19 protein-coding genes are annotated in these 22,113 nt (G+C 71.7%); 9 read left to right on the top strand and 10 right to left on the bottom strand.

Annotation, left to right across the window (positions count from 1 at the left end):
* Position 1: 1 nt before the first annotated feature.
* From ACWGJ5_RS16090 to ACWGJ5_RS16065, 6 genes are all read right to left on the bottom strand, one after another.
* Positions 2–1,450, bottom strand: a complete 1,449-nt coding sequence (locus ACWGJ5_RS16090) for an aldehyde dehydrogenase family protein (RefSeq protein WP_453310333.1) — start codon at positions 1,448–1,450, stop codon at positions 2–4.
* Positions 1,447–3,177, bottom strand: coding sequence for an N-acyl-D-amino-acid deacylase family protein (locus ACWGJ5_RS16085; RefSeq protein ID WP_453310332.1), 1,731 nt, complete (start codon positions 3,175–3,177; stop codon positions 1,447–1,449). The genes ACWGJ5_RS16090 and ACWGJ5_RS16085 overlap by 4 nt, the downstream gene beginning before the upstream one ends.
* A 14-nt stretch (positions 3,178–3,191) precedes the next feature.
* The gene (locus tag ACWGJ5_RS16080) at positions 3,192–4,310 is read right to left on the bottom strand and encodes an LLM class flavin-dependent oxidoreductase (RefSeq protein WP_453310331.1); all 1,119 of its coding nucleotides are present in this window, start codon (positions 4,308–4,310) and stop codon (positions 3,192–3,194) included.
* A gap of 98 nt (positions 4,311–4,408) precedes the next feature.
* A complete protein-coding gene (locus ACWGJ5_RS16075) occupies positions 4,409–5,179 on the bottom strand; it encodes an SDR family NAD(P)-dependent oxidoreductase (RefSeq protein ID WP_453310330.1) in 771 nt (256 codons plus the stop codon).
* Positions 5,180–5,190: 11 nt separating this feature from the next.
* On the bottom strand, positions 5,191–6,108 hold the full coding sequence (locus ACWGJ5_RS16070) for an LLM class F420-dependent oxidoreductase (protein ID WP_453310373.1): 918 nt from the start codon (positions 6,106–6,108) through the stop codon (positions 5,191–5,193).
* A gap of 5 nt (positions 6,109–6,113) precedes the next feature.
* Positions 6,114–7,337 carry an amidohydrolase family protein gene (locus ACWGJ5_RS16065; protein WP_453310329.1) on the bottom strand — a complete coding sequence of 408 codons (1,224 nt, stop codon included), beginning with the start codon at positions 7,335–7,337 and terminating at the stop codon, positions 6,114–6,116.
* Between the two features lie 179 nt (positions 7,338–7,516).
* Between ACWGJ5_RS16065 and ACWGJ5_RS16060 the strand changes: the two genes are divergently transcribed.
* The 4 genes from ACWGJ5_RS16060 to ACWGJ5_RS16045 all read left to right on the top strand — a co-directional run bounded on the left by ACWGJ5_RS16060 (position 7,517) and on the right by ACWGJ5_RS16045 (position 12,244).
* Positions 7,517–10,492, top strand: a complete 2,976-nt coding sequence (locus ACWGJ5_RS16060; RefSeq protein WP_453310328.1) for a BTAD domain-containing putative transcriptional regulator — start codon at positions 7,517–7,519, stop codon at positions 10,490–10,492.
* Positions 10,493–10,704: 212 nt separating this feature from the next.
* The gene (locus ACWGJ5_RS16055; RefSeq protein ID WP_453310327.1) at positions 10,705–10,926 is read left to right on the top strand and encodes a hypothetical protein; all 222 of its coding nucleotides are present in this window, start codon (positions 10,705–10,707) and stop codon (positions 10,924–10,926) included.
* 282 nt (positions 10,927–11,208) lie between these two features.
* Positions 11,209–12,060 (top strand): helix-turn-helix domain-containing protein, encoded by an 852-nt coding sequence (locus ACWGJ5_RS16050; protein ID WP_453310326.1) that lies wholly within the window; start codon positions 11,209–11,211, stop codon positions 12,058–12,060.
* On the top strand, positions 12,041–12,244 hold the full coding sequence (locus ACWGJ5_RS16045) for a DUF397 domain-containing protein (protein ID WP_453310325.1): 204 nt from the start codon (positions 12,041–12,043) through the stop codon (positions 12,242–12,244). Before ACWGJ5_RS16050 ends, ACWGJ5_RS16045 begins: the two co-directional genes overlap by 20 nt.
* Positions 12,245–12,548: 304 nt before the next feature.
* Here ACWGJ5_RS16045 and ACWGJ5_RS16040 read toward each other — a convergent pair whose 3' ends face one another.
* On the bottom strand, positions 12,549–14,180 hold the full coding sequence (locus ACWGJ5_RS16040) for a FadD3 family acyl-CoA ligase (protein ID WP_453310324.1): 1,632 nt from the start codon (positions 14,178–14,180) through the stop codon (positions 12,549–12,551).
* Between the two features lie 86 nt (positions 14,181–14,266).
* Between ACWGJ5_RS16040 and ACWGJ5_RS16035 the strand changes: the two genes are divergently transcribed.
* Genes ACWGJ5_RS16035 through ACWGJ5_RS16025 form a run of 3 tightly spaced genes read left to right on the top strand, consistent with a single transcriptional unit; the run spans position 14,267 to position 16,613 of the window.
* Complete coding sequence (locus ACWGJ5_RS16035; protein WP_453310323.1) at positions 14,267–15,427, top strand: lipid-transfer protein; 1,161 nt, start codon at positions 14,267–14,269, stop codon at positions 15,425–15,427.
* A 2-nt stretch (positions 15,428–15,429) separates the two neighbouring features.
* Complete coding sequence (locus ACWGJ5_RS16030; RefSeq protein WP_453310322.1) at positions 15,430–15,840, top strand: Zn-ribbon domain-containing OB-fold protein; 411 nt, start codon at positions 15,430–15,432, stop codon at positions 15,838–15,840.
* Positions 15,837–16,613: an enoyl-CoA hydratase/isomerase family protein gene (locus tag ACWGJ5_RS16025; RefSeq protein WP_453310321.1), complete on the top strand. Its 777-nt coding sequence runs from the start codon at positions 15,837–15,839 to the stop codon at positions 16,611–16,613. Before ACWGJ5_RS16030 ends, ACWGJ5_RS16025 begins: the two co-directional genes overlap by 4 nt.
* Positions 16,614–16,728: 115 nt before the next feature.
* Here ACWGJ5_RS16025 and ACWGJ5_RS16020 read toward each other — a convergent pair whose 3' ends face one another.
* Positions 16,729–19,068, bottom strand: coding sequence for an outer membrane protein assembly factor BamB family protein (locus ACWGJ5_RS16020; protein WP_453310320.1), 2,340 nt, complete (start codon positions 19,066–19,068; stop codon positions 16,729–16,731).
* 179 nt (positions 19,069–19,247) lie between these two features.
* On the bottom strand, positions 19,248–19,922 hold the full coding sequence (locus ACWGJ5_RS16015; protein WP_453310319.1) for a VOC family protein: 675 nt from the start codon (positions 19,920–19,922) through the stop codon (positions 19,248–19,250).
* Between the two features lie 236 nt (positions 19,923–20,158).
* Between ACWGJ5_RS16015 and ACWGJ5_RS16010 the strand changes: the two genes are divergently transcribed.
* Positions 20,159–20,806, top strand: coding sequence for a TetR family transcriptional regulator (locus tag ACWGJ5_RS16010; protein ID WP_453310318.1), 648 nt, complete (start codon positions 20,159–20,161; stop codon positions 20,804–20,806).
* A gap of 108 nt (positions 20,807–20,914) precedes the next feature.
* Here the strand turns inward: ACWGJ5_RS16010 and ACWGJ5_RS16005 are convergent, their stop codons facing one another.
* Positions 20,915–21,367 carry an Lrp/AsnC family transcriptional regulator gene (locus ACWGJ5_RS16005; protein WP_453310317.1) on the bottom strand — a complete coding sequence of 151 codons (453 nt, stop codon included), beginning with the start codon at positions 21,365–21,367 and terminating at the stop codon, positions 20,915–20,917.
* An 82-nt stretch (positions 21,368–21,449) separates the two neighbouring features.
* Between ACWGJ5_RS16005 and ACWGJ5_RS16000 the strand changes: the two genes are divergently transcribed.
* On the top strand, positions 21,450–22,067 hold the full coding sequence (locus tag ACWGJ5_RS16000; RefSeq protein WP_453310316.1) for a LysE family translocator: 618 nt from the start codon (positions 21,450–21,452) through the stop codon (positions 22,065–22,067).
* Positions 22,068–22,113: the final 46 nt, after the last annotated feature.

Genomic DNA, 22,113 nt, shown 5'->3' with positions numbered 1-22,113 from the left:
CTCACCCCGGCCACACGATCGCCTGCACCTCGCTGTACGCGTGCAGCGCGTAGGAGCCGACGTCCCGGCCCACCCCGCTCTTCTTGAAGCCGCCGAACGGGGCCTCCATGTTGCGGCCGACGGTGTTGATGCCGACCCCGCCGGCCCGCAGCTGCCGGGCCACCCGGAACGCCCTGGCCACGTCACCGGACCAGACGTAGTCGATGAGCCCGTACTCGGAGTCGTTGGCGAGGGCGACCGCCTCGTCCTCCTCGTCGAAGGGGATCACCGCGACCACCGGCCCGAAGATCTCCTCCCGGGCCACCCGCATGTCGTTGGCGCAGTCGGCGAGGAGGGTGGGCGCCACATGGAACCCCCGGTCGAGGGCAGGCCGTTCGCCGCCCACGACCACCGACGCGCCCTCCTTGCGGCCGAGTTCGACGTACGACTCGACACGCGCCCGGAGCGCCGCCGAGATCACCGGCCCGACGACCGTGTCCGGCTCCCGCGGATCCCCGGCCTTCAGCCTGCGGGCGTACCCCGCGAGTTGCTCGACCAGGCGGCCGTACACCCCGCGCTGGGCCAGCACCCGGGTCGGTGCCGTGCAGATCTGCCCGCTGTAGAAGGAGAAGGTGGTGCCGATGCCGGCGACGGCCGAGCCGAGGTCGGCGTCGTCGAACACGACCGCCGCGCCCTTGCCGCCCAGCTCCATCAACTGGCGTTTCATGTCCCGGCCGCACACCTCCGCGATCCGCCGGCCGACGGCGGTGGACCCGGTGAAGCTGACCATGTCGACGTCGTCGGAGGCCACCGCCGCCTCGCCGACGGCCACCTCCCGGCCGGAGACGACGTTCACCACCCCCGGCGGCGCCCCGGCCGCCTGAAGTGCCTCGGCCATCCGGTAGACGGACAGCGGGTCCTGCGGGGCGGGTTTCACGACCACCGTGTTGCCCATGGCCAGCGCCGGCGCGACCTTGCCGGCCGGGTTGGCCCACGGGTTGTTGTAGGAGGTGATGCAGGTGACGACCCCGACGGGCTGCCGTACCGCCAGCGCGCCCATCACCGCGGCCTTCCCCATCGGCCCGGCCTCGTTGATCTGCGGCCCGACCGGCCACTCGGCGGGCTCCACGCGCGCGTACCGCCGGAACCGGGCAGCGGCCACCCCGACCTGCATCGCCCGGGCGGTCGCCGTGGTCGCGCCGGTCTCCGCGCGGGCGAGCTCGGTGTACGGCCCCATCCGGTCACGGATGATGTCGGCCGCCCGGCCCAGCACCGCCGCCCGCTCCTCCGGCCGGGTCCGCGACCACGCCCCGAACGCCTCCCTGGCCGCCGCGCAGGCCGCCCGCACCTGTTCCGGCGAGGCCTCCGGCGCCCAGCCGACGGTCTCCTCGGTGGCCGGGTCGGTCACCGGGTAGTGCCCGCCGTCCGGGGCCACCCACTCCCCGCCGACGAACAGCCGTTCTCCCTTCACCTCGTACTCACCGTCCGCGTGTCCCGCCCCGACCGCAGCACCTGCCCCGGTACGGCCCCGGTCACCACGTCGTCCCGGATCGCCGCGACCCCGTTGACCCACACGGCCCGCACGCCGAGCGCCCTGGAGTCCAGGCGGGGACTGTCACCCGGCAGGTCGTGCACCAGCCGGGCCCGGCCGGCGTCGATGCGTTCCGGGTCGAACAGGACGAGGTCCGCGTGCCAGCCCTCCCGCACCTGCCCCCGCTCGCGCAGCCCGAAGAGCCGGGCCGGGTCGTCGGTCAGCATCTTCACCGCCTGCTCCAGCCCGACCAGCTTCCGGCCGCGCAGACAGTCCCCGAGGAACCGGGTGGTGTACGGCGCCCCGCACATCCGGTCCAGGTGCGCGCCCGCGTCGGAGCCGCCCAGCAGCACGTCCTCGTGCTGCCAGGTTTCCGCGCGCAGCGCCCAGGAGGCGGGATCGTTGTCGGGCGGCATCGGCCACAGCACCGTACGCAGTTCGTCGCCGGCGCAGATGTCCACCAGGCAGGCGAACGGGTCCTGCCCCCGCTCCTCGGCGATGTCCCCCACGACCCGGCCGGTCAGCCCCCGGTTGGCCTCGCTGTAGGTGTCCCCGATGACGTACCGGCCGAAGTTCGCCAGCCGCCGGAAGACGCCCGCCTCCTTCGACCGGGCCCGCCGCAGCATCTCCGCCCGGACGGCGGGGTCCCGGAGCCTGGCGATCCGCTCCGGCACGGGGAGCCCGAGGATCGGACCCCACCCCGGTATGAGGTTGAGGGCGCAGAAGGTGCCGAGTGACATGTTCATCGGGGTGAGGATCGGCATGGTGAGCGCCACCACCCGCCCGCCGGCCTTCCGGGCCCGCTCGCTCGCGCTCAGCTGCCGCGGCACCCGCTCCGGTACGGAGGCGTCGATGGTGAGCACGTTCCAGTTGAGGGGTCGTCCGGCGACCGCGCTCATCTCCACGAGCAGATCGATCTCGTCATCGCTGAACTGGTCCAGACAGCCGGCGACGATCGCCTCGATCTGCGTGCCCTCGTGCTCGCCGACGGCCTTCGACAGCGCCAGCAGCTCCGCCGGCTGCGCATGCCGGGACGCGACCGGTTGCCCGTCCCCGTCCGAGTGCGTACCGGACTGCGTGGTGGACAGTCCCCAGGCCCCGGCGTCCATGGCCTCGTGCAGCAGCCGCAGCATCGCCGCGAGCTGCTCCTCGCTCGGCTGCCCCCCGACGGCCCGCGGCCCCATGACGTACCGCCGCAGCGCACAGTGACCGACCATGAATCCGGCGTTGACGGCGATCCGCCCTTCGAGGGCGTCCAGGTACTCCCCGAAGGAGTGCCAGCTCCAGGGCGCCCCCTCCTCCAGCGCCACCAGGGACATCCCCTCCACCTTGGACATCATCCGGCGCGTGTAGTCGGCGTCCTCGGGACGGGCGGGGTTCAGGGGCGCGAGGGTGAAACCGCAGTTCCCGGCGGCGACCGTCGTCACCCCGTGGTTGAGGGAGGGCGTGGCGTACGGATCCCAGAAGAGCTGGGCGTCGTAGTGGGTGTGGGGGTCGACGAAGCCGGGGGTGAGGATCAGGCCGGAAGCGTCCTCGGTCGTACGGGCGCCCTCGGTGATCCTTCCGACGGCGGCGATACGGCCGCCGCGGATGCCGACATCGGCAGTGCGGGCGGGGGCGCCCGTCCCGTCGACGACGGACGCGCCCTTGATGAGATGGTCCAACATGCCCGGAAACCCCCTCAGACGGCCTGACGGAACCTGGACGTCCGGTGCACCGGGTCCGTGTCGATCCTGGGAATGACGTGCTCCCCGATCAGCCGGATCGTCTGCAACGTCTCCTCCTTCGGCACCCCCACCGGCAGCCCGAAGCTCAACTGGTCGGCGCCCGCCTGCTCCCACCGTTTGCACTGGCGCAGCACCTCGTCGGGGTCACCGCAGATGAGCAGCTCCTCCTCCACGAGCAGCTCCACGAACTCCGGCGTGTACGGGGGCAGCGTCTCCGGCCACACGGGAAAGCCCTCGGGACGCGGGAAGGTGTCGTGGTAACGGAAGACGAGCGACGGAAGGTAGTGCAGCCCGCCGTTCACCGCGATCTCGATCGCCTCCGCGTGCGTCGGCGCGCAGATCGCCGTGGTCGTGACCATCACGTTGTCGTTGACGAAGTCCCCCACCGGCTCCGCGTTCACGACCGCCGTCTTGTACTGCTCCAGCACCCACTCCATGTCGGAGACCTTCTGGATGCTGAAGCCGAGCACGCCGAGCCCCTTCTTCGCGGCCATGGCGTACGACGGCGGCGACCCGGCCGCGTACCACATCGCCGGGTGCGACTTCCCGTACGGCTTCGGCAGGACCTTGCGCGGCGGCAGCTGCCAGTGCTTGCCCTGGAAGCCGGCGTACTCGTCCTGAAGCCACATCTTCGGGAACTCCGCGATGGTCTCCTCCCAGATCTCCTTGGTGTAGTTCATGTCGGTCACACCCGGAATGAACCCGAGGATCTCGTGGCTGCCGGCGCCCCGCCCGCTGCCGAACTCGAAGCGCCCCTCGCTGAGGTGGTCCAGCATGGCGACCTTCTCGGCGACCTTCACGGGGTGGTTGACCTGGGCCAGGGGGTTGAAGATCCCGGAGCCGAGGTGGATCCGCTCGGTCGCGTGGGCGAGATACCCGAGGAAGACGTCGTTGGCGGACAGGTGCGAGTACTCCTCCAGGAAGTGGTGCTCGGAGGCCCACGCGTACTTGAAGCCGGACTTGTCCGCCTGGATGACGTACTCGGTCTCCTCCATCAGCGCCTTGTGTTCGGCCAGCGGGTCGGTCTCGGCGCGCTTGCCCACGTATCCCTGTACAAAGAGCCCGAATTCCAAGGCGGTTCACCGTCCTCAGTCTTTTCTGACGCTCCGTCAGTTCTCTTGTTGGCCGACTGTCGCATCGGCCGCCCCGACCGTCAATAGCTGACGATGAGTCAGATAACGCTGACCCCCGCCAGCCACCCCCCGTCGATCACGAACGGCTGCCCGGTGATGTACGACGAGTCCGCCGAGGTGAGGAACAGCGCCAGCCGCGCCACCTCCTCCGGCTGCCCGACCCGGCCGAGCGGCACGAGCTTGCGGTACAGCTCGTCCAGGGCCCGGCTCATCTCCTCCGGGTCGGCGTCCGGGTCGAGCCGCGCCGGGTTGGACATCGCGGTGTCGACGGCGCCCGGGCAGATCGCGTTGACCCGGATGCCCCGGCCCGCCAGCTCCAGCGCGGCCACCCGGGTCAGCCCCAGCACGGCGTGCTTGGTGGCGGCGTACGTCCCCACGGCCGCCATGCCGGTCAGGGCCGTGTAGGAGGCGGTGTTGACGATGGTCCCGCCGTCGGCCATCTGGGGCGCCACCGCCTTCATGCCCAGGAAACAGCCGACCTGGTTGACCTGCACGACCTGCATGAACTCGTCCAGCGGGGTGTCCACGAGCGCGTTGAAGCGCAGGATCCCCGCGTTGTTCACCAGCCCGTCGACGTGCCCGTAGGCCTCCTTGACCGCCCCGACGGCCTCCCGCCAGCCCTCCTCGGTGCCGACGTCGAGATGGACGTACAGCGCGCCTATCTCCTTGGCCAGGGCCTCGCCCTGCTCGTCCAGCACGTCGGCGACGGCCACCCGCGCCCCCTCCGCCCGGAACAGCCGCGCCTCCTGCTCGCCCTGTCCGCGTGCCGCCCCGGTGACGATGACAACCCGCCCGTCCAGCTTGCCCATGGCGTCCTCCTTCAGTTCAGCCGGGGGGCGACCTCCGCCCCGAACAGCCCGATCTGCTCGATGAGTTCGGCCCGGCTCCGGCTGCGGAACCGCACCTGGACCTGGTTCACGCCCATCGCCCGGTAGGCCCGCAGCGACTCGGCGATCGCCTCCGGCGCCCCGGTGAGGGTCCGCCGTCCGACGTCCCATCCGGCCCGCCCGACGTACAGCGGCTCCGCGATCGCGCCGACGGTGAACGGCCCCTCGACGCCCGCCTGCGCGCGCAGTCGCCGGATCCGTTCGATCTGCGCGGGCAGCCGGTCCCGCGGATCCCCCTGCGGCAGCCAGCCGTCCCCCTTCAGCGCGGCCCGGCGCACGGCGGCGGGCGAGGAGCCGCCGACCCAGAGGGGGACCCGCGGCTGGGCCGGCCGGGGGCGCTGGCCGAGCCCGGCGAAGTCGTAGGTCTTCCCGTGGTGCTCGGGGAACTCCTCCGCTCCCAGGGCGGCCCGCAGCGCGTCGATCACCTCGTCCAGCACCGCCCCCCGCCGCTCGAAGTCGGCCCCGAGCACCTCGAACTCCTCCCGCACATGCCCGGCCCCCACCCCGAGGACCAGCCGGCCGCCGCAGAGGTGGTCGAGGGTGGCGTACTGCTTGGCGGTGAGCAGCGGGTGCCGCAGCCCCACGACCGCCACATGGCTGAGCAGCCGTACCCGCTCGGTCACGGCGGCGAGGTGGGCGAGGGTGGCGACCGGGTCGTACCAGACCGTGCTCATGGCGGGGGCGAGCCGGCGCGGGATCGCCACGTGATCGCAGGCCGCGAGGTAGTCGAACCCGGCCCGGTCCACGGCCCGCGCGACGGCCACCAGGTCCTGCGGACCGGCCCCGGCCTCCCAGCCTTCCGCGAACAGGGCGCTCTGCGCCTGCACGGGCAGCTGGATGCCGTACGCCAGGGCACTCACCGCCAGAGCCCTTCGGGGGTGAGCCCCAGCAGCTCGATGGCGTTGCCGCGCACGATCCGCTCGACCACGTCCGCCGGCAGGTGCCCCATCTGCGCCTCACCGACCTCGCGGGACTTGGGCCAGGTGGAGTCGGAGTGCGGGTAGTCGGTCTCGTACAGGACGTTGCCGACCCCGATGGCGTCCAGGTTCCTGAGCCCGAAGGCGTCGTCGAAGAAGCAGCCGTAGACGTGCCCGGCGAAGGTCTCGGACGGCGGCCGGGTGACCTTGTCGGCGACCCCGCCCCACCCCCGGTTCTCCTCCCACACGACATCGGCGCGCTCGAGGATGTACGGAATCCACCCGATCTGCCCCTCGGCGTACATGACCCTGAGGTTCGGGAACCGCTCGAACTTGCCGCTCATCAGCCAGTCCACCATCGAGAAGCAGCAGTTGGCGAAGGTGATGGTGGAGCCGACGGCGGGCGGCGCGTCGGCGGAGGTGGAGGGCATACGGCTGCTGGAGCCGATGTGCATCGCCACGACCGTGCCGGTCTCGTCGCAGGCGGCCAGGAAGGGGTCCCAGTCGTCGGAGTGGACGGACGGCAGGCCGAGATGCGGGGGTATCTCGGAGAAGGCGACGGCCCGCACTCCTCTGTGCGCGTTGCGCCGTACCTCCGCGGCGGCCAGCTCGGCGTCCCACAGGGGTATGAGGGTGAGCGGCACGAGCCGCCCGTGCGCCTTCGGTCCGCACCACTCCTCCACCATCCAGTCGTTGTAGGCGCGCACGCACAGCAGGGCGAGGTCCTTGTCGGCGGCCTCGGCGAAGGTCTGCCCGCAAAAGCGCGGGAAGGTGGGGAAGCAGACGGCGGACTGGACGTGGTTGACGTCCATGTCGGCGAGCCGGGCGGACACGTCGTACGACCCCGGCCGCATCTGCTCGTAGGTGATGACCTCGAGCCTGACCTCGTCCCGGTCGTATCCGACGGCGGTGTCGAGCCGGGTGAGGGGCCTCCGCAGGTCTTCGTAGGCCCACCAGTCGCCGAGGGGTCCGTCGGTACTGCCGGGTTCGCCCATGACGGGCTTGAAGCGCCCGCCCAGGAAGGTCATCTCCTTCAGCGGGGCGCGCACGATCCGGGGCCCGACGTCCAGGTATTTCCTCGGCAGCCGGTCCTGCCAGACGCCGGCGGGCTCGACGGTGTGGTCGTCGACGGAGATGATCAGCGGGAACTGTGTGGTCTCCATAGCCCTCACGGTAGCGCTGATCTGACGGTCCGTCAGCTAGTGGGTGCCTGCGAAGAGGGTGTGAGGGGTTTGTGTACTGGGAAGCACCGCCCTGTGATCGGCGTCTCCCACGGCTGACGGAACCGCCCGGAACAAGGCAAACTGACGGGGTTGTTCGTGATGCCGAGGGGGACGAACGCATGGACGGTGGGCCGCGAGTGCCTGAGCAGCGGCGTCCCGGCTCCGTGACCGTCACGGAGCCGGAGGCGCTGCGGTTCGGCGTGCTCGGTCCGGTGCGGGCCTGGCGCGGCGCGGAGCAGATCGGCACGGGCTCGCCCCAGCAGCGCGCCCTGCTGGCCGCCCTGCTGCTGCGCGAGGGCCGTACGGCGACGGCGGCGGAGCTGATCGACGCGCTGTGGGGCGCCGAGCCCCCGTCGCAGGCGCTGGCGGCGGTGCGTACGTACGCGTCCCGCCTGCGCAAGGTCCTGCCCCCCGGGGTGCTGGTCAGCGAGTCCGGCGGTTACGCGGTGCGGGTGCCGGCCGAGGGCGCCCTGGACCTGACCGTCGCGCAGGACCTGGCGGCGGAGGCGGAGAAGTCACGGGCGGCCGGCGACCTGTGCCGCGCTCGCGAGCTGCTGAACCAGGCCCTCGGCAGGTGGGACGGCGAGGTGCTGGCCGGCGTCCCCGGCCCGTACGCCGAGACCCAGCGGGTCCGCCTGGAGGAGTGGCGCCTGGGCCTGCTGGAGTCCCGCCTGGACATGGACCTGGAGCAGGGCTGCCACGCGGAGGCCGTGTCGGAGCTGACGGCGCTGACGGCCGCTCATCCCCTGCGTGAGCGGTTGCGCGAGCTGCTGATGCTGGCCCTGTACCGCAGCGGCCGGCAGGCGGAGGCCCTGGCGGTCTACGCCGACACCCGCCGCCTGCTGGCCGAGGAACTGGGCGTGGACCCGCGCCCCGGGCTGCGCGAGCTCCAGCAGCGCATCCTGCAGGCGGACCCGGCCCTGGCGGAACCGTCGTCCCCGGCGACGGAGCCGGCGGCGGTCCCGGTCCGCCCGGCCCAACTCCCCGCCTCCGTCCCCGACTTCACGGGCCGCGCGTCCTTCGTGACCGAACTGAGCGAGGTACTGTCCTCGGCCTCGGAGTCCCCGGACGCCGGGGACCGGGTGATGGCGGTGTCGGCACTGGCCGGCATCGGCGGCGTGGGCAAGACGACCCTGGCGGTCCATGTCGCCCACCGGGCGCGGGGCGCCTTCCCGGACGGCCAGCTGTACATGGATCTGCAGGGCGCGGGCCCGAGACCGGCGGAACCGGAAACGGTCCTCGGCTCCTTCCTGCGCGCCCTGGGCACGGCGGACTCGGCGATCCCGGACTCCCTGGACGAACGGGCGGCGCTCTACCGCTCGGTCCTGGACGGCCGCCGCGTCCTGGTGCTGCTGGACAACGCGAAGGACGCGGCACAGGTACGCCCGCTCCTGCCCGGCACGGAGGGCTGCGCGGCCCTGGTGACCTCCCGCGTCCGCATGGTCGACCTGGCGGGCGCACATCTGGTGGACCTGGACGTGATGTCCCCCGACGAGGCTCTTGCTCTCTTCACCAAGATCGTGGGCGAGGAGCGGGTGGCGGCGGAGCGGGAAGCGGCGCTGGACGTGGTGGCGGCGTGCGGTTTCCTCCCGCTGGCGATCCGCATCGCGGCGTCCCGGCTCGCCGCCCGGCGGACGTGGACGGTCTCGGTCCTGGCGGCGAAGCTCGCGGACGAACGCCGCCGCCTGGACGAACTGCAGGCCGGCGACCTGGCGGTGAAGGCCACCTTCGAGCTGGGCTACGGCCAGCTGGAGCCGGCCCAGGCCCGGGCGTTCCGCCTGCTGGGCCTGGCCGACGGCCCGGACATCTCCCTGGCCGCCGCGGCCGCGGTCCTCGACCTGCCCGTGGAGGAGACCGAGGACCTGCTGGAGTCCCTGGTGGACACGTCGCTGCTGGAGTCGGCGGCGCCGGGTCGCTACCGCTTCCACGACCTGGTCCGGCTCTACGCGCGTGCCTGTGCGGAGAGGGACGAGCAGCCACCGAGCGAGCGGGAGGCTGCGATGTCGCGGTTGCTGGACTTCTACCTGGCCACGGCGGCCCAGGTCTATGCGATGGAGCGGCCGGGGGACCGGCTGGTGGATCACCTGGAACCGACCGGGTACCGGGGGTTGAGTTTCGAGGACCGGCACGGCGCACAGGACTGGCTGTACGCGGAGGCGGTCTGTCTGCTCGCCTGCGTACGGCAGTCCGCCGGCGGAAGCACGCTGCGGCGCGCGATCGATCTTCTGTGGGCGTCCGTCGACCTTGCGGAATCCGGCGCCAACTCGAGGGAGTACGAGGCGGCCGCGGCCGCGCTGAGGTCAGTCGCGCGGGCCGTCGGCGATGTGCGTGCCGAGGGCAGGGCCTCCGTCGTTCTGAGCAATGCGCGGCTGTTCTCCGGGGTGTTCGACCAGGCGTACCGCGAGGCGCTGGAGGCGTTCCAGCTCGCGGAAGCGGCCCACGACCCGCTGCCCTCCTGCTGGGCGGCGAACGTGCTGGGCAGCACGGCGTTCTACCAGAACCGGCACGAGGACGCCGAAGGCTATTTCAGCCAGGCCATCGAGAAGTTCCGCAGCTGCGGCGACCTCGCGGGCACGGCTGCCGCCCTGTGCAACCTGTCACGTCTGCACCTTGCGACGGACCGCGCCGACACCGCGGTCGTCCTCGCCCGCCAGGGTACGGACATCTACCAGCAGCTCGGCCACACCCTCAGGGGAGCGAACGGGCGCTACGCCTTCGGCCTGGCCCTCGGCAAGTCCGGCCGGCACGACAGCGCGGCCGAGCAGCTGGAAGAGGCCCTGCGTGTCTTCCGCGACAGCCGTCAGCGCCTGTGGGAAGGAATGACGCTCTGCCGGCTCGCGGAGGTCGACCTGGACGCGCGCAGGCCGTCACAGGCCGCGAGCAACGCCGAGATGGCGCTCACCGTCCTTCGGGGCATCGGAGGCGAATGGCGCCGCGGCCACGTCCTGACCGTGCTGGGCCGAGCCCTGAACGGCATCGGCCACTCCGGCCGGGCCCAGGTCTGCTGGCGTGAAGCCCTGGAGATCTACGAGCACCTGAACGCCCCGGAGGCCGACGAGGTCCGCAAGCTCCTGACTCCGGTGGCGGCCGCCTGAGCCTCTGCCGGGGCGTTCATCGTTCGTTTATCGCCGCACGGCACTCTCCTTGTTGTCGATCCGTCGCGTCGGGGGGCAGACGGACCGCGGTGAGGGCCGCCACAACAACGGGGGATTAGGGTTGGGCGGCCCGAGCGGCCCGCCCGGCCGCCCACGGGGGAGTGACCGGGCGGGCCCTCACGTTCCACAGTGATCCACCAGGGGAGGCACCCATGAGCAACACCGACAACAACACGATCGTCCAGCCGGACAACACGCACGTCACCGACGCTCCGGCCAGCGGGAAGGTCCAGCCGCTCAACACGCACGTCACGGACGCCCCGGCGGACGAGACGGTCCAGCCGCTCAACACCCACGTCACGGACGCCCCGGCGGTGGCCGCCGACGGCACGGTGACTCCGGACAACACCCACGTGACGTCCGAACCCAGCTGAGCCACCTCCCGCACGGGGGACCGGCCGCGACGGCACCGAGGGGGAGCCGTCGCGGCCGACGTGTTTTCAAGGGGCGGAATCCACCCCGCCCAGCTCGCACCACACGGGTGGTGTCGAAGACGGAGTTGGGGCGGTGGGCGGAGGGGGGATTCGAGGACGACACGGTTGCGTACGCCTTTCTGTGCTCTCTGTGATGAAACGGTCACACAGTGGCGCCTTTGTCGGTACCTTCTGAAGAGGTTTCGGCTACGCAGCGCAACTGGCAAACGGCGGTGATGAGTTGTGCCCCCACGAAAAGACCCTGACGCCTCGGCCAACGTCCCCTCCTTCTACGGCGCCGAGTTGCGCTACCGACGGGAACTGGCGGGCCTCACACTGGAGCAGTTGGCCGAGGGGAGCTTTCGCGGCGTTCCCTTCCTGAGCCAGATCGAGCGCGGCGAGCGGCGCATGCCGGTGGATCTGGCCCGGCACGTCGACAAGGTCCTCGGGACGGACGGGTTTTTCGAGCGGCGTTGTGAAGACGCCCGCCGGGCACGGCAGTCGGGGCATGCGGAGTACTTCGCGGATGTGGCGGAGATGGAGCGCCATGCGGAGACGATCGAAGACTGGGCGCCGATGCTTGTGCCGGGGCTGCTCCAAACCCAGGCGTACGCCGAGGCCGTCGTGCACACGTCGCTGCCCTGGCTGCCGCCCGAGACCGTCGACAAGCAGGTCCGGGCCCGACTGCAGCGCGCGGAGATCTGGGAACGTGAAGATCGGCCTTCGTTCTGGGCAGTGCTGCACGAGTCACTCGTCCGCAAACCGCTTCTGTCTCCGACGGGGATGTCCGAACAGCTGGAGCACATCGCTCACGTGATCCGCTCCACGCAGGGTGTTCTGCAGATCCTCCCGGAAACGGCTCACGCTCACCCGTTCATGATGGGCATGATGAGGGTGATGACCTTCCCGGATGCCCCTCCTGTGGCCTACACCGAGGGGCTCCACAATGGCCAACTCATCGACTATCCGGCGCTCGTGAAGGACTACCGACGGTCGTACGATCTGCTCAGGGCCGCGGCACTCCCGCCAGAGGCGTCCCTGGCCATGGTCGAACAAGCGGCAGAGGACTACCGAGATGGCAGACACCGGGATTGACCTGAGCACCGCCCTGTGGCGCAAGAGCAGCTACAGCAACGGCAGCGGCGGCGAGTGCGTCGAAGTCTCGGACGCTCAGCCCGGCGCAGTCCCCGTCCGCGACTCGAAGAAGGCCCAGGACGGCCCCGTACTCCTCTTCCGCCCCCTCGCCTGGAGCGTCTTCCTCGACTCGCTGAAGGGCTGACCCGCCCGGTCATCCACAGGCCACGCGGCTAGTCGCGGATTCTGCGATCTTGCCGGGGTGGAGCGGATGGCGTTGAGGGTGCTGGCGGGCGGGAGCGTCCTGCTCACCTCGCGTGCCGTGGAGGCCGGCTGACCCCGGCGCAGTCTCACGCCTGCGCTGCGGGCAGAGGGCTGGACCCGGCTGCGGCAGGGCGCCTGGGCCGAGCCGGGGCGGGACCCGGACCTGCTCACTCACCTCCGGGCCGTGCTGCTCCGCGAACCCCGGCTGATCGTGAGCCACAGAAGCGGGCGGCCCCACGGCAACCTCACGGCTCCCTGAGTGCAACCCACCCCTCATCCCGCCCCCGCAGAACCCCCTTCACCACCTTCCCGCTCGCGTTCCGCGGGAGTTCGCGCACGAACTCCACCGACCTCGGCACCTTGTAGTTCGCCATCTCGCGGCGGGACCAGGCGATCAGGTCGTCGGAGGTCAGGGGCGAGCCGGGTCTGCGCACCACGTACGCCTTGGCGACCTCGCCCAGCCGGGCGTCGGGCACGCCGATCACCGCGACGTCGGCCACATCCGGGTGGGTGCCCAGCAGTTGCTCTATCTCCGCCGGGTAGGCGTTGAAGCCGCCGACGATGAACATGTCCTTGATGCGGTCGGTGATGCGCAGGTTGCCCGCCTCGTCCAGGACGCCCACGTCACCCGTGTGCAGCCAGCCGTCCGCCGAGATCACCTCGGAGGTGGCCTGGGGATCGTCGTAGTAGCAGCGCATGACGTTGAACCCCCGGACCAGCACCTCGCCCGCCTCACCGGGCCGTACCGGCGTGCCCGTCGCGTCCACGAGCCGTAGCTCCGTCCCCGGGATCGCCCGGCCGGAGGTGGAAGCGATGACCGACGGGGCGTCGCCGCGCCGGCACATCGTGACGATGCCGCTCGCCTCCGAAAGGCCGTACGCCGTGAGGACCGTGTCCACGCCCAGTTCGCCGCGCAGGCGTTCCACCAGGCGCAACGGCACGACCGCGGCGCCGGTCACCACCAGGCGCAGCGCCGAGAGGTCGTACGCGTCCCGGGACGGGTGGTCCAGCAGCGACTGGTGGAGCGTGGGCGGGCCGGGCAGGACCGAGATGCGTTCCGCCGCGATGTTCGCCAGTGCCGTCGCCACGCTGAACACCGGCTGCGGGATCATCGTCGCCCCGCGCATCAGGCAGGCGATCACCCCGGCCTTGTAGCCGAAGGTGTGGAAGAAGGGGTTGATGATCAGGTAGCGGTCGCCCGCCCGCAGTCCGGCCAGGTCCGCCCAGATCTCGTACGCCCGGAGGGTCTGGGTGTGCGTGATCACCGCGCCCTTCGGGCGGCCCGTCGTGCCCGACGTGTAGATGATGTCCGACAGGGCCGAGCCGTCCAACTCCCGTCTCCGTGACGCCACTTCCAGCAGCCCCACCCCCTCGCCGCCCGCCAGGAAGTCCTTCCAGGTCCGGAAGTCCGGCGGCGCGTCCTCCGACAGGACCACCACCTCCTCCAGTTCCGGCAGCCCGGGCAGCGGCGCCCGGCCGTCCGCCACCCCCTCCCCCGCCGCCCGGCGCAGGCTCGCCACGTACGACGTGCCGAGGAACGTGCCCGTCACGAACAGCAGCCGGGCCCCGCTGCGCCGCAGTACGTCCGCCGCCTCCGTGCCCTTGAAGCGGGTGTTCAGCGGGACCAGGACCGCGCCCGCCGTCACCGCGCCGAGGGCCGACACGATCCAGTCCAGGGAGTTGGGGGCCCAGACCGCCACCCGGTCGCCGACGCGCACCCCGCCGGCCAGGCAGGCCGCCGCCGCGCGCTCGACCCGGGCGCCCAGTTCGGCGTAGGTGATCCTGGTGCGGCCCTCGACCACCGCCTCCGTGTCCGCGTACCGCTCGGCCGACCACCGGACCAGATCGGGGATGGTGTCCCAGTCGCAGTCGCTCATCACAGGCCCCCTGTACCGGCATAGCTGACTGACCGTCAGATTAGCTGTAATCTGACGCACTGTCAGGACGCTGTGAGGGGGACGCCATGGCAGTAGCCGCAACCGGGCTCAAGGACGCCACCGCCATCGTCGGGATCGGGCAGACCCCGTTCGCCCGGCATCTTCCGGAGGACGAGAAGACGCTCGCCTGCCGGGCCGTGCTCGCCGCGCTGGAGGACGCGGGGATCGCGCCCAGCGAGGTCGACGGACTCGCCTCCTACACCATGGAGGAGACCGACGAGGTCGAGCTCGCCAAGGCCGTGGGGTTCGGGGACCTGACCTTCTTCAGCAAGGTGGGGTACGGCGGGGGCGGCTCCTGTGCGACCGTCGCGCACCTCGCCGCCGCCATCGCCGCCGGACAGGCCGGCGTCGGCGTCGCCTGGCGGTCGCGGAAGCGGGGCAGCGGGCCACGGCCGTGGACCAACACCGCCGTACAGCTCCCGACTCCGGCCCAGTGGACGCGGCCCTTCGGGCTCCTGCGGCCCGTCGACGAGATCGCCATGCTGGCGCGGCGGTACATGCACGAGTACGGCGCCACCCGCGATCACCTCTTCAACGTCGCCCTCGCCTGCCGGAACCGGGCCAACCAGAACCCGGCCGCCGTGATGTACGAACGGCCGCTGACCCGCGAGATGTACATGACCTCGCGCTGGATCAGCGAGCCGCTGTGCCTCTTCGACAACTGTCTGGAGACGGACGGAGCCCTCGCCTGTGTCCTCGTGTCCAAAGAGCGTGCCCGGGACTGCCGTACCAGGCCCGTGTACGTCCACTCCGCCGCCCAGGGGCTGCCCGCCCAGCACCACGGCATGGTCAACTACTGGAACGACGACCCCCTCACCGGCCCCGCCTGGACCGCCGCCCGGCATCTGTGGAAGCACGCCGACCTCACGCCGCAGGACGTGGACGTGGCGCAGATCTACGACGCCTTCAGCGTCCTCATACCGCTCTCGCTGGAGGGGTACGGCTTCTGCGGGCGCGGGGAAGGGGGCGCCTTCACCGAGCAAGGCGCCCTGGAGATCGGCGGGCGGCTGCCCCTCAACACCGGCGGCGGCGGGCTCTCCGAGGCCTACGTCCACGGCTTCAACCTCATCAACGAAGGGGTGAGGCAACTGCGCGGGACCAGCACCGCCCAGGTGCCCGGCGCCGCCACCTGCCTGGTCACGGCCGGCGAAGGCGTGCCCACCTCCGCTCTCCTGCTCAGGAGTTGATCATGCTGAACCCCGTCACCGACACCGACGGCGCGCCCTTCTGGGAGTACGCCGCCCGTGGTGAACTGCGCGTCCAGGCCTGCGACGACTGCCACGAACCCCGCTTCCCGCCCCGCCCGTGCTGCCCGCACTGCCAGTCCTTCGCGAGCGAGTGGCGGCTCACCAGCGGGCGCGGACGGATCTGGTCGTACGTCGTGCCACATCCACCCCTGCTGCCCGACTACGCGGAACAGGCGCCGTACAACGTCGTCGTGGTGGAGTTGGAGGACTGCCCGCGGATCCGGCTGGCCGGGAATCTGGTCGCCCACGCGGGCGCGCCTCTCAACTCCGTTGATCCGCAGAGCCCCAGGATCGGCGCCCGGGTACACGTCGTCTTCGGTGACGGCGGGCTGCCGCAGTGGGTGCCGGCGTGAGCGCCGTACGGGTCGACGCCGACAAGGACAGCGGGGTCGCCGTCGTCACCCTCGACCGGCCGCACCGGCTCAACGCCGTCGACCTGGACATGGCTCGCGAACTCACCGGTGTGTGGCGGGCGTTGCGGTTCGACGACTCCGTGCGGGCCGTGGTGCTCACCGGGGGCGGGGAGCGGGCGTTCTGTACCGGGATCGACCGGGACGCCGTCGTGCCGCAGCCCTCGTCGCCGTACATGCAGGACGATCCGTTGCTGACGGTCGGGCCCAAGGCGAACGACCTGTGGAAGCCGGTCGTGGCCGCCGTGCGCGGGTTGGCCTGCGGGGGTGCCTTCTATCTGCTGGGCGAGTGCGAGTTCGTCGTCGCCGATCCGACGGCCGTCTTCTTCGATCCGCACACCTCGTACGGCATGGTCAGCGCCTACGAGTCGATGCTGATGGCCGCGCGGATGCCGTACGGGGAGGCGGCCCGGATGGCGCTCATGGGGAACGCCGAGCGGATCTCCGCCCGGCGGGCCCATGAGATCGGGCTCGTGTCGGAGGTCACGGAGGAGGGCGGGGCGTTGGCGGGCGCCGTGCGCTGTGCCGCCGTCTTGGCCGGGCATCCACCGGAGGGCGTGCAGGGGACGGTGCGGGCGCTGTGGGCGGCCAGGGAGGCGGCCCTGGCCCAGGCGTTCGCCCAGGCCCCGTCTCTCATCGCCCTCGGCAGCCTGCCGGCCGAACGGCAGGCACAGCTGTTCAGGAACAGGGACCGTACCGAGCCGCGGATACGGTGAGTGACCGCATGGCGCGGAACCCGCACCCGCGGTAGCGTCAGCCCTGGGACGGCCGCCGTCTGGAGCCCTTCCGTGACACACCGGTACGACGGCCGTCACTCAGTCCCGGCGCCCCTCACGCCGTGCGGGCCGTGCCCGTTCCCTTCTCCGCGTCCAGCGCGTACACGCACCGGTCCTTGCTGCAGGCGTACACCACGCCGTCCTTGACCACCGGGGAGCCGGTGATCTCGCCGCCGGTCGCGAGCTTCCAGCGCAGGCGGCCGTCGTCGGACTTCAGGGTGTACAGCAGGTGGTCCGTCGAGCCGAAGTGGATACGGCCCTCCGCCACCGCGGGAGCGCCCACGACGTCGCCGCCCGCCTGGAAGCGCCACTTGGGCGTGCCGGTGACCGCGTCCAGGGTGTACAGGCCCTTGCCGCTGCCGACGTGGACATGGCCGGCCGCGACGAGGACCGGCTCGATGGAGGAGCGGGCCTCCGTGGCGATGCGCCAGCGGTCGCGGCCGTCGGTGGCGTCGAGGGCGTAGACGGTGCCCAGGTAGTCCGCCAGGTAGACGCCGCCGCCGGTCACCGCCGGGCCGGGAGTGAAGGCCGGCGGGCAGAGGAAGACCGCGGGGGCCTCGAAGTGCCAGCGGACCATCCCGCTCGCCGCCTCGATGGCGAGGACGCGGGTGCCGGCGGAGACGTAGACGTACCCGTCTGCGGCGGGGGTCAGGCGGACCGGCACGCCGCCGCAGGCGGCCGCATCACCGACCGGGTACGACCAGCGCTCCTCGCCGGTGCGGGCTTCCAGGGCGCGCAGCCGGGCGTCCTGCCAGACGTAGACCGTGCCGTCGTGGACGAGCGGGCCCGCCTCGGGGGACTCGAAGTCGGTCTGGCAGCCGCTGATCTCCCACAGCTTCTGCCCGTGCGCGGCCTCCCAGGCCTGCACGCCGCCGCCCCGGGTGCCGGTGACGACCGTGCCGTGGTCGGCGTGCAGGGAGTACACCCAGGCGTCCGTGGACAGCCGCCACAGGTCGGTGCCCTCGCGGGCGTCCAGGGCGAACAGGGTCGGGCCGTCGGAGGCGTGGATACGGCCGTCCGCCACCGCCATGGACCAGGCGACGTCCCGCGTCTTGAAGCGGCGCCGGCCGGTGGCCACGTCCAGGGCGTGCACCTCGAAGGAGGTGACGTAGACCAGGTCGCCGTCGACCGAGGGGGTGCCCCAGACCTCGTTCGACATGCGGAACCGCCAGGGCCGCCAGCCGCTCGCGGTCTCCGGGGGCTGGGGCGGGACGGCCGGTACGGCGGGGTCGACGCCGGCGACGCCGGGGCGCGGGCGGGACCAGCTGGCGACCAGGCCGGCCTCCGGCGGGGGCGCCTTGACGGCGGCCGCGCGGGCGTCGGCGACGCGCGGGCCGGGGCCGATGGGGACCTGGGCGCCGGCCAGCCGGACCGGGCCGGTGTCGGGGGCGCCGACAGGGGCCGGGGCGGGCGGGTCGTACGGCGGCGGCGGGGGTACGGCCGCGCGGCCGCCGCTCCTGGGGCCGCCGGTCGGTGCCGGGGAGGGCTTGGCGGCGGGGCGGCCGCCGCGGCGGGCCTCGATCAGGGCGACCGCCTTCTCGGGCAGCCAGGCGGAGGCGGTGCCGCTGTCGTCGGAGCCCGAGCCGAAGAGATGGGGCGCGAGCTGGGCCTGGAGGTCGGCCGGGGTGGGCCGGGCGGAGGCCTCCATCTGCATGCAGACCTCCATGAGCGGGCGCAGCTCGTCGGGCAGCCCGGTGAGGTCCGGGCCCTCGCGCAGCAGCATGAAGACCGTCTCGACCGGGTTGGCGCCGTGGAAGGGCGGGTGACCGGTGGCCGCGAACACCAGCATGGAGCCGAGCGAGAAGACGTCGCTGGCGCCGGTGACGCTGCGGGAGTCCTTGGCCTGCTCGGGGGACATGTAGGCGGGGGTGCCGACGGCGACGTTCGTCATGGTCAGCCGGGTGTTGGAGACCCCGGAGGCGATGCCGAAGTCGATCACCCGGGGGCCGTCCTCGACCACGAGCACGTTGGACGGCTTGAGGTCCCGGTGGACCAGCCCCGCGCCGTGGATGGACTGGAGGGCTTCGGCGACGCCCGCCGCGAGCCAGCGCACGGCCTGGGCCGGGAGCGGCCCGCAGTCGTTCACTATCTCCTCGAGGGAGGGCGCCGGGACGTACGCGGTCGCCAGCCACGGCACGGCGGCGCGCGGGTCGGCGTCGACCACGGCCGCCGTGTAGAAGCCGGACACCGCGCGGGCCGCCTCCACCTCACGGGTGAAGCGGACCCGGAAGAGCTGGTCCTCGGCCAGTTCGGTGCGCACCGTCTTGATCGCCACGCGCCGGCCGGACGCCGAGCGCGCGAGATAGACCAGCCCCATGCCGCCGGCGCCCAGCCGGCCCAGCACCTCGAACGGCCCGATCCGCCGCGGATCGTGCTGCGTCAGCTGATCCACCACTTGCCTGCCACCTCCCCGTACGAGCCGCGCCACTCTCCATATGTACGCGACCGAAGTGCAGCGTCTCACCACCGCACCGCCGTGGCGGCACGCACCCCGATTCTTCCTGGCCGGGCGGCTGGTTGCGAACCCGGTGACATTCGGGGTGTCTCCTTACCAATCATCCCAAAGCGGACGGATCAGCGGTGCAGCAGTGCGAACGACGCCCCCTGATTGTCGGTGACGACGGCCACTCGTCCGTACGACGTCTCGAAGGGTGGCGCCTGTACCCGGCCGCCGAGCCGCTGCACGGCCCCCAGGGCGTCGTCCAGGTCCGTGACGCGGAAGTGGGTGAGGAAGTGCGGCGGCATCTCGGCCGGGAAGACCTCGGTGACCTCGGCACGGCCGAAGTCGGGCCGGGCCTCGGCGCCGAACAGGGCGTCGTGGAAGAGGCCGCCGTAGAAGGCGTTGGCGGCGGTCGTGTCCCGCGTGTACAGCTGGGCCCAGGCGAAGGTGCCGGGCTCGTGCCGCCGCCCGAAGCCCCGGTGGCGACCCGCCTGCCACAGACCGAACACCGCACCGTCCGGATCGGCGGCGAGGGCGGCCACCCCGAGGTCGCCCACCGGGAACGGGGCCATGACCACCTGTCCGCCGGCCGCGGTGATCCGCCGGCCGAGGGCCTCGGCGTCCGGGGTCGCGAAGGACACCGTCCAGACGGTGGGCATCCGGCCGTCGATCTTGGGGGCCAGCGAGGCGACGAGCTCCCCCGTCAGCCGGGCCCACACCGAGGAGCCGTACGCGGCCTCGAAGGTCCATCCGAAGAGCTCACCGTAGAACCGTTTGCCCGCCTCGACGTCGGCGAGCTGGGCGTCCACCCAGCAGGGCACACCTTCCCCGTATGCCTCTTCCACGACTTCTGCGTCAAATACCTCTTCGGACTCTGAGGCCTCTTCCGCCTCTTCGTTCCCGGATGCCCTGTTTTCGGCCATGCCGTCAAAGTAACCGGGCCGCACGCACCGCGCAGACCAGGCACACCACCCTCAGAGCACCCGTGCACCCCATTTGCAGTCGGCCGAATCGCGCTCCGATCACCCCTCGGTAAGCTGACGGCATGACAGGACAAGTGCGTACCGTCGACGGCCGTGTGGCCGGCCGGCGTGGGCAGGCGACCCGGCAGAAGCTGCTCGACTGCCTCAGCGAGATGCTCAGCTCCTCCCCCTACCGGGACGTCAAGGTCATCGATGTCGCCCGGAAGGCGGGTACTTCGCCCGCGACCTTCTACCAGTACTTCCCGGACGTCGAAGGCGCCGTCCTGGAGATCGCCGAACAAATGGCGGCCGAGGGCGCCGGATTGACCGAACTGCTCCAGGGGCGGTCCTGGGTCGGCAAGTCGGGATGGCAGACGGCGCAGGAACTCGTGGACGGATTCCTGGAGTTCTGGCGCAAGAACGACGCGATCCTGCGGGTCGTCGACCTCGGCGCGGCAGAGGGGGACAAACGGTTCTACAAGATCCGCATGAAGATCCTCAACTCGGTGAACAACTCCCTCGTGGACTCCATCGCCGAGCTGCAGTCCAAGGGCAGGGTCGACAAGGACGTGAACCCGGCGGCGGTGGCCGGCTCGCTGGTCGCGATGCTCGCGGCGGTGGCGGCACACCAGAAGGGTTTCCAGTCCTGGGGCGTGAAACAGGCCGAACTCAAGCCGAACCTGGCGCTGTTGGTGCACCTGGGCGTGACGGGAAAGAAGCCGAGCAAGTAACAACGGCCGCTGCCGCAACCCTTATTGCACCCTTTTTCGTACCCAAGTCCTGTCTGGCAGGCGGTGGTTCACTCGCGTCTCGCTCGCGGTGAGCCACCGCCTGCACTGCTATGCGGGCAGCGGACGGTCCCGTACGACGTGCTTCATCACCAGCGTCGAGGTCAGCCGCTGCACTCCCGGCAGGGTCGCCAGCCGCTCGTCGTACAGCCGCTGGAAGGCCGCGAGGTCGGCGGTCGCCACCCGGAGCAGATAGTCGGGCTCGCCGAACAGCCGCTGGGCGTCGAGCACGTACTCCAGCTCGCCGACCGCCCGCTCGAACTCGGCGACCGTGTCCCGGTCCTCCTGCCGCATCGACACGAAGACCAGCGCCTCGAAGTTCAGCCCGAGCGCCGCCGCGTCCACCACCGCACGGTAGCCCTGGATGGCACCGGAGCGCTCCAGCTCGCGCAGCCGGCGGTGGCAGGGCGTGACGCTGAGGCGCACCCGTGCGGCCAGCTCGGTCACGGTCAGTCGCCCGTCCTGCTGCAGCTCGGCAAGGATTTTCCGGTCCACGTCGTCCATGAGGCAGATCTTCCCCCAGAACCGCTGGCAGCGGGCAAACTTCGGGAACACTTTCGGGCCATTCACGCCTAATGTCGCCGACATGGACTCGGGACTGCTCTTCTCCTTCCTCGCCGTGGACCTGCTGCTGGTGTGCGTGCCGGGCGCCGACTGGGCGTACGTGATCGCGACCGCCGTGCGCCGGGGCTCGGTGCCGCGCGCGGTGGCCGGCCTGGTCTGCGGCTACGCCCTGCACACGGCCCTGGCGACGGCGGGCCTCGCGGTCCTGGTGGCGGGCTCGCCGAGGCTGCTGACGGCCCTGACGGTGGCGGGCGCGGGCTACCTGCTGTGGCTCGGCTGGGGTGTGCTGCGCCGCCCTGCGGTGCCCGGGGCCACGGAGGAGGCCTCCCCCGACGGGCGTCTCTTCCTGCGCGGCGCCACGATCAGCGGCCTCAACCCCAAGGGCCTGCTGCTCTACCTCTCCGTCCTCCCCCAGTTCCTCACCCTGCGCGGCACCCACCTGCCCGTCCCCGCCCAGACGGCGGTCCTCGGCCTGCTCCACATGGCCTGCTGCGCCGCCGTCTACCTCACCGTCGGCACGTTGTCGCGTGCGCTGCTCTCCGCGAGGCCGGCGGCGGCCCGGGCGGTGACGCGGACTTCGGGAGCGGCGATGCTGGGGATCGGCGCGGTCCTCCTGGCGGAGCGCCTGGCCACGCTGTAGGTTCGGCCGTCTTTCGGGTGCGGGTTCGTCGTGGTTGTTCGCGCCC

This window comes from Streptomyces sp. NPDC054783, from assembly GCF_053611725.1.
This window is presented reverse-complemented; position numbering and strand designations above follow the sequence as displayed.

Bases quoted from the DNA above. Each gene is read 5' to 3' on its own strand.
- ACWGJ5_RS16085 (WP_453310332.1), bottom strand. From the start codon at position 3,177: ATGTTGGACCATCTCATCAAGGGCGCGTCCGTCGTCGACGGGACGGGC.
- ACWGJ5_RS16010 (WP_453310318.1), top strand. From the start codon at position 20,159: ATGACAGGACAAGTGCGTACCGTCGACGGCCGTGTGGCCGGCCGGCGT.
- ACWGJ5_RS16040 (WP_453310324.1), bottom strand. From the start codon at position 14,180: ATGAGCGACTGCGACTGGGACACCATCCCCGATCTGGTCCGGTGGTCG.
- ACWGJ5_RS16030 (WP_453310322.1), top strand. From the start codon at position 15,430: ATGCTGAACCCCGTCACCGACACCGACGGCGCGCCCTTCTGGGAGTAC.
- ACWGJ5_RS16055 (WP_453310327.1), top strand. From the start codon at position 10,705: ATGAGCAACACCGACAACAACACGATCGTCCAGCCGGACAACACGCAC.
- ACWGJ5_RS16065 (WP_453310329.1), bottom strand. From the start codon at position 7,337: ATGGAGACCACACAGTTCCCGCTGATCATCTCCGTCGACGACCACACC.
- ACWGJ5_RS16005 (WP_453310317.1), bottom strand. From the start codon at position 21,367: ATGGACGACGTGGACCGGAAAATCCTTGCCGAGCTGCAGCAGGACGGG.
- ACWGJ5_RS16045 (WP_453310325.1), top strand. From the start codon at position 12,041: ATGGCAGACACCGGGATTGACCTGAGCACCGCCCTGTGGCGCAAGAGC.
- ACWGJ5_RS16000 (WP_453310316.1), top strand. From the start codon at position 21,450: ATGGACTCGGGACTGCTCTTCTCCTTCCTCGCCGTGGACCTGCTGCTG.
- ACWGJ5_RS16035 (WP_453310323.1), top strand. From the start codon at position 14,267: ATGGCAGTAGCCGCAACCGGGCTCAAGGACGCCACCGCCATCGTCGGG.
- ACWGJ5_RS16060 (WP_453310328.1), top strand. From the start codon at position 7,517: ATGGACGGTGGGCCGCGAGTGCCTGAGCAGCGGCGTCCCGGCTCCGTG.
- ACWGJ5_RS16075 (WP_453310330.1), bottom strand. From the start codon at position 5,179: ATGGGCAAGCTGGACGGGCGGGTTGTCATCGTCACCGGGGCGGCACGC.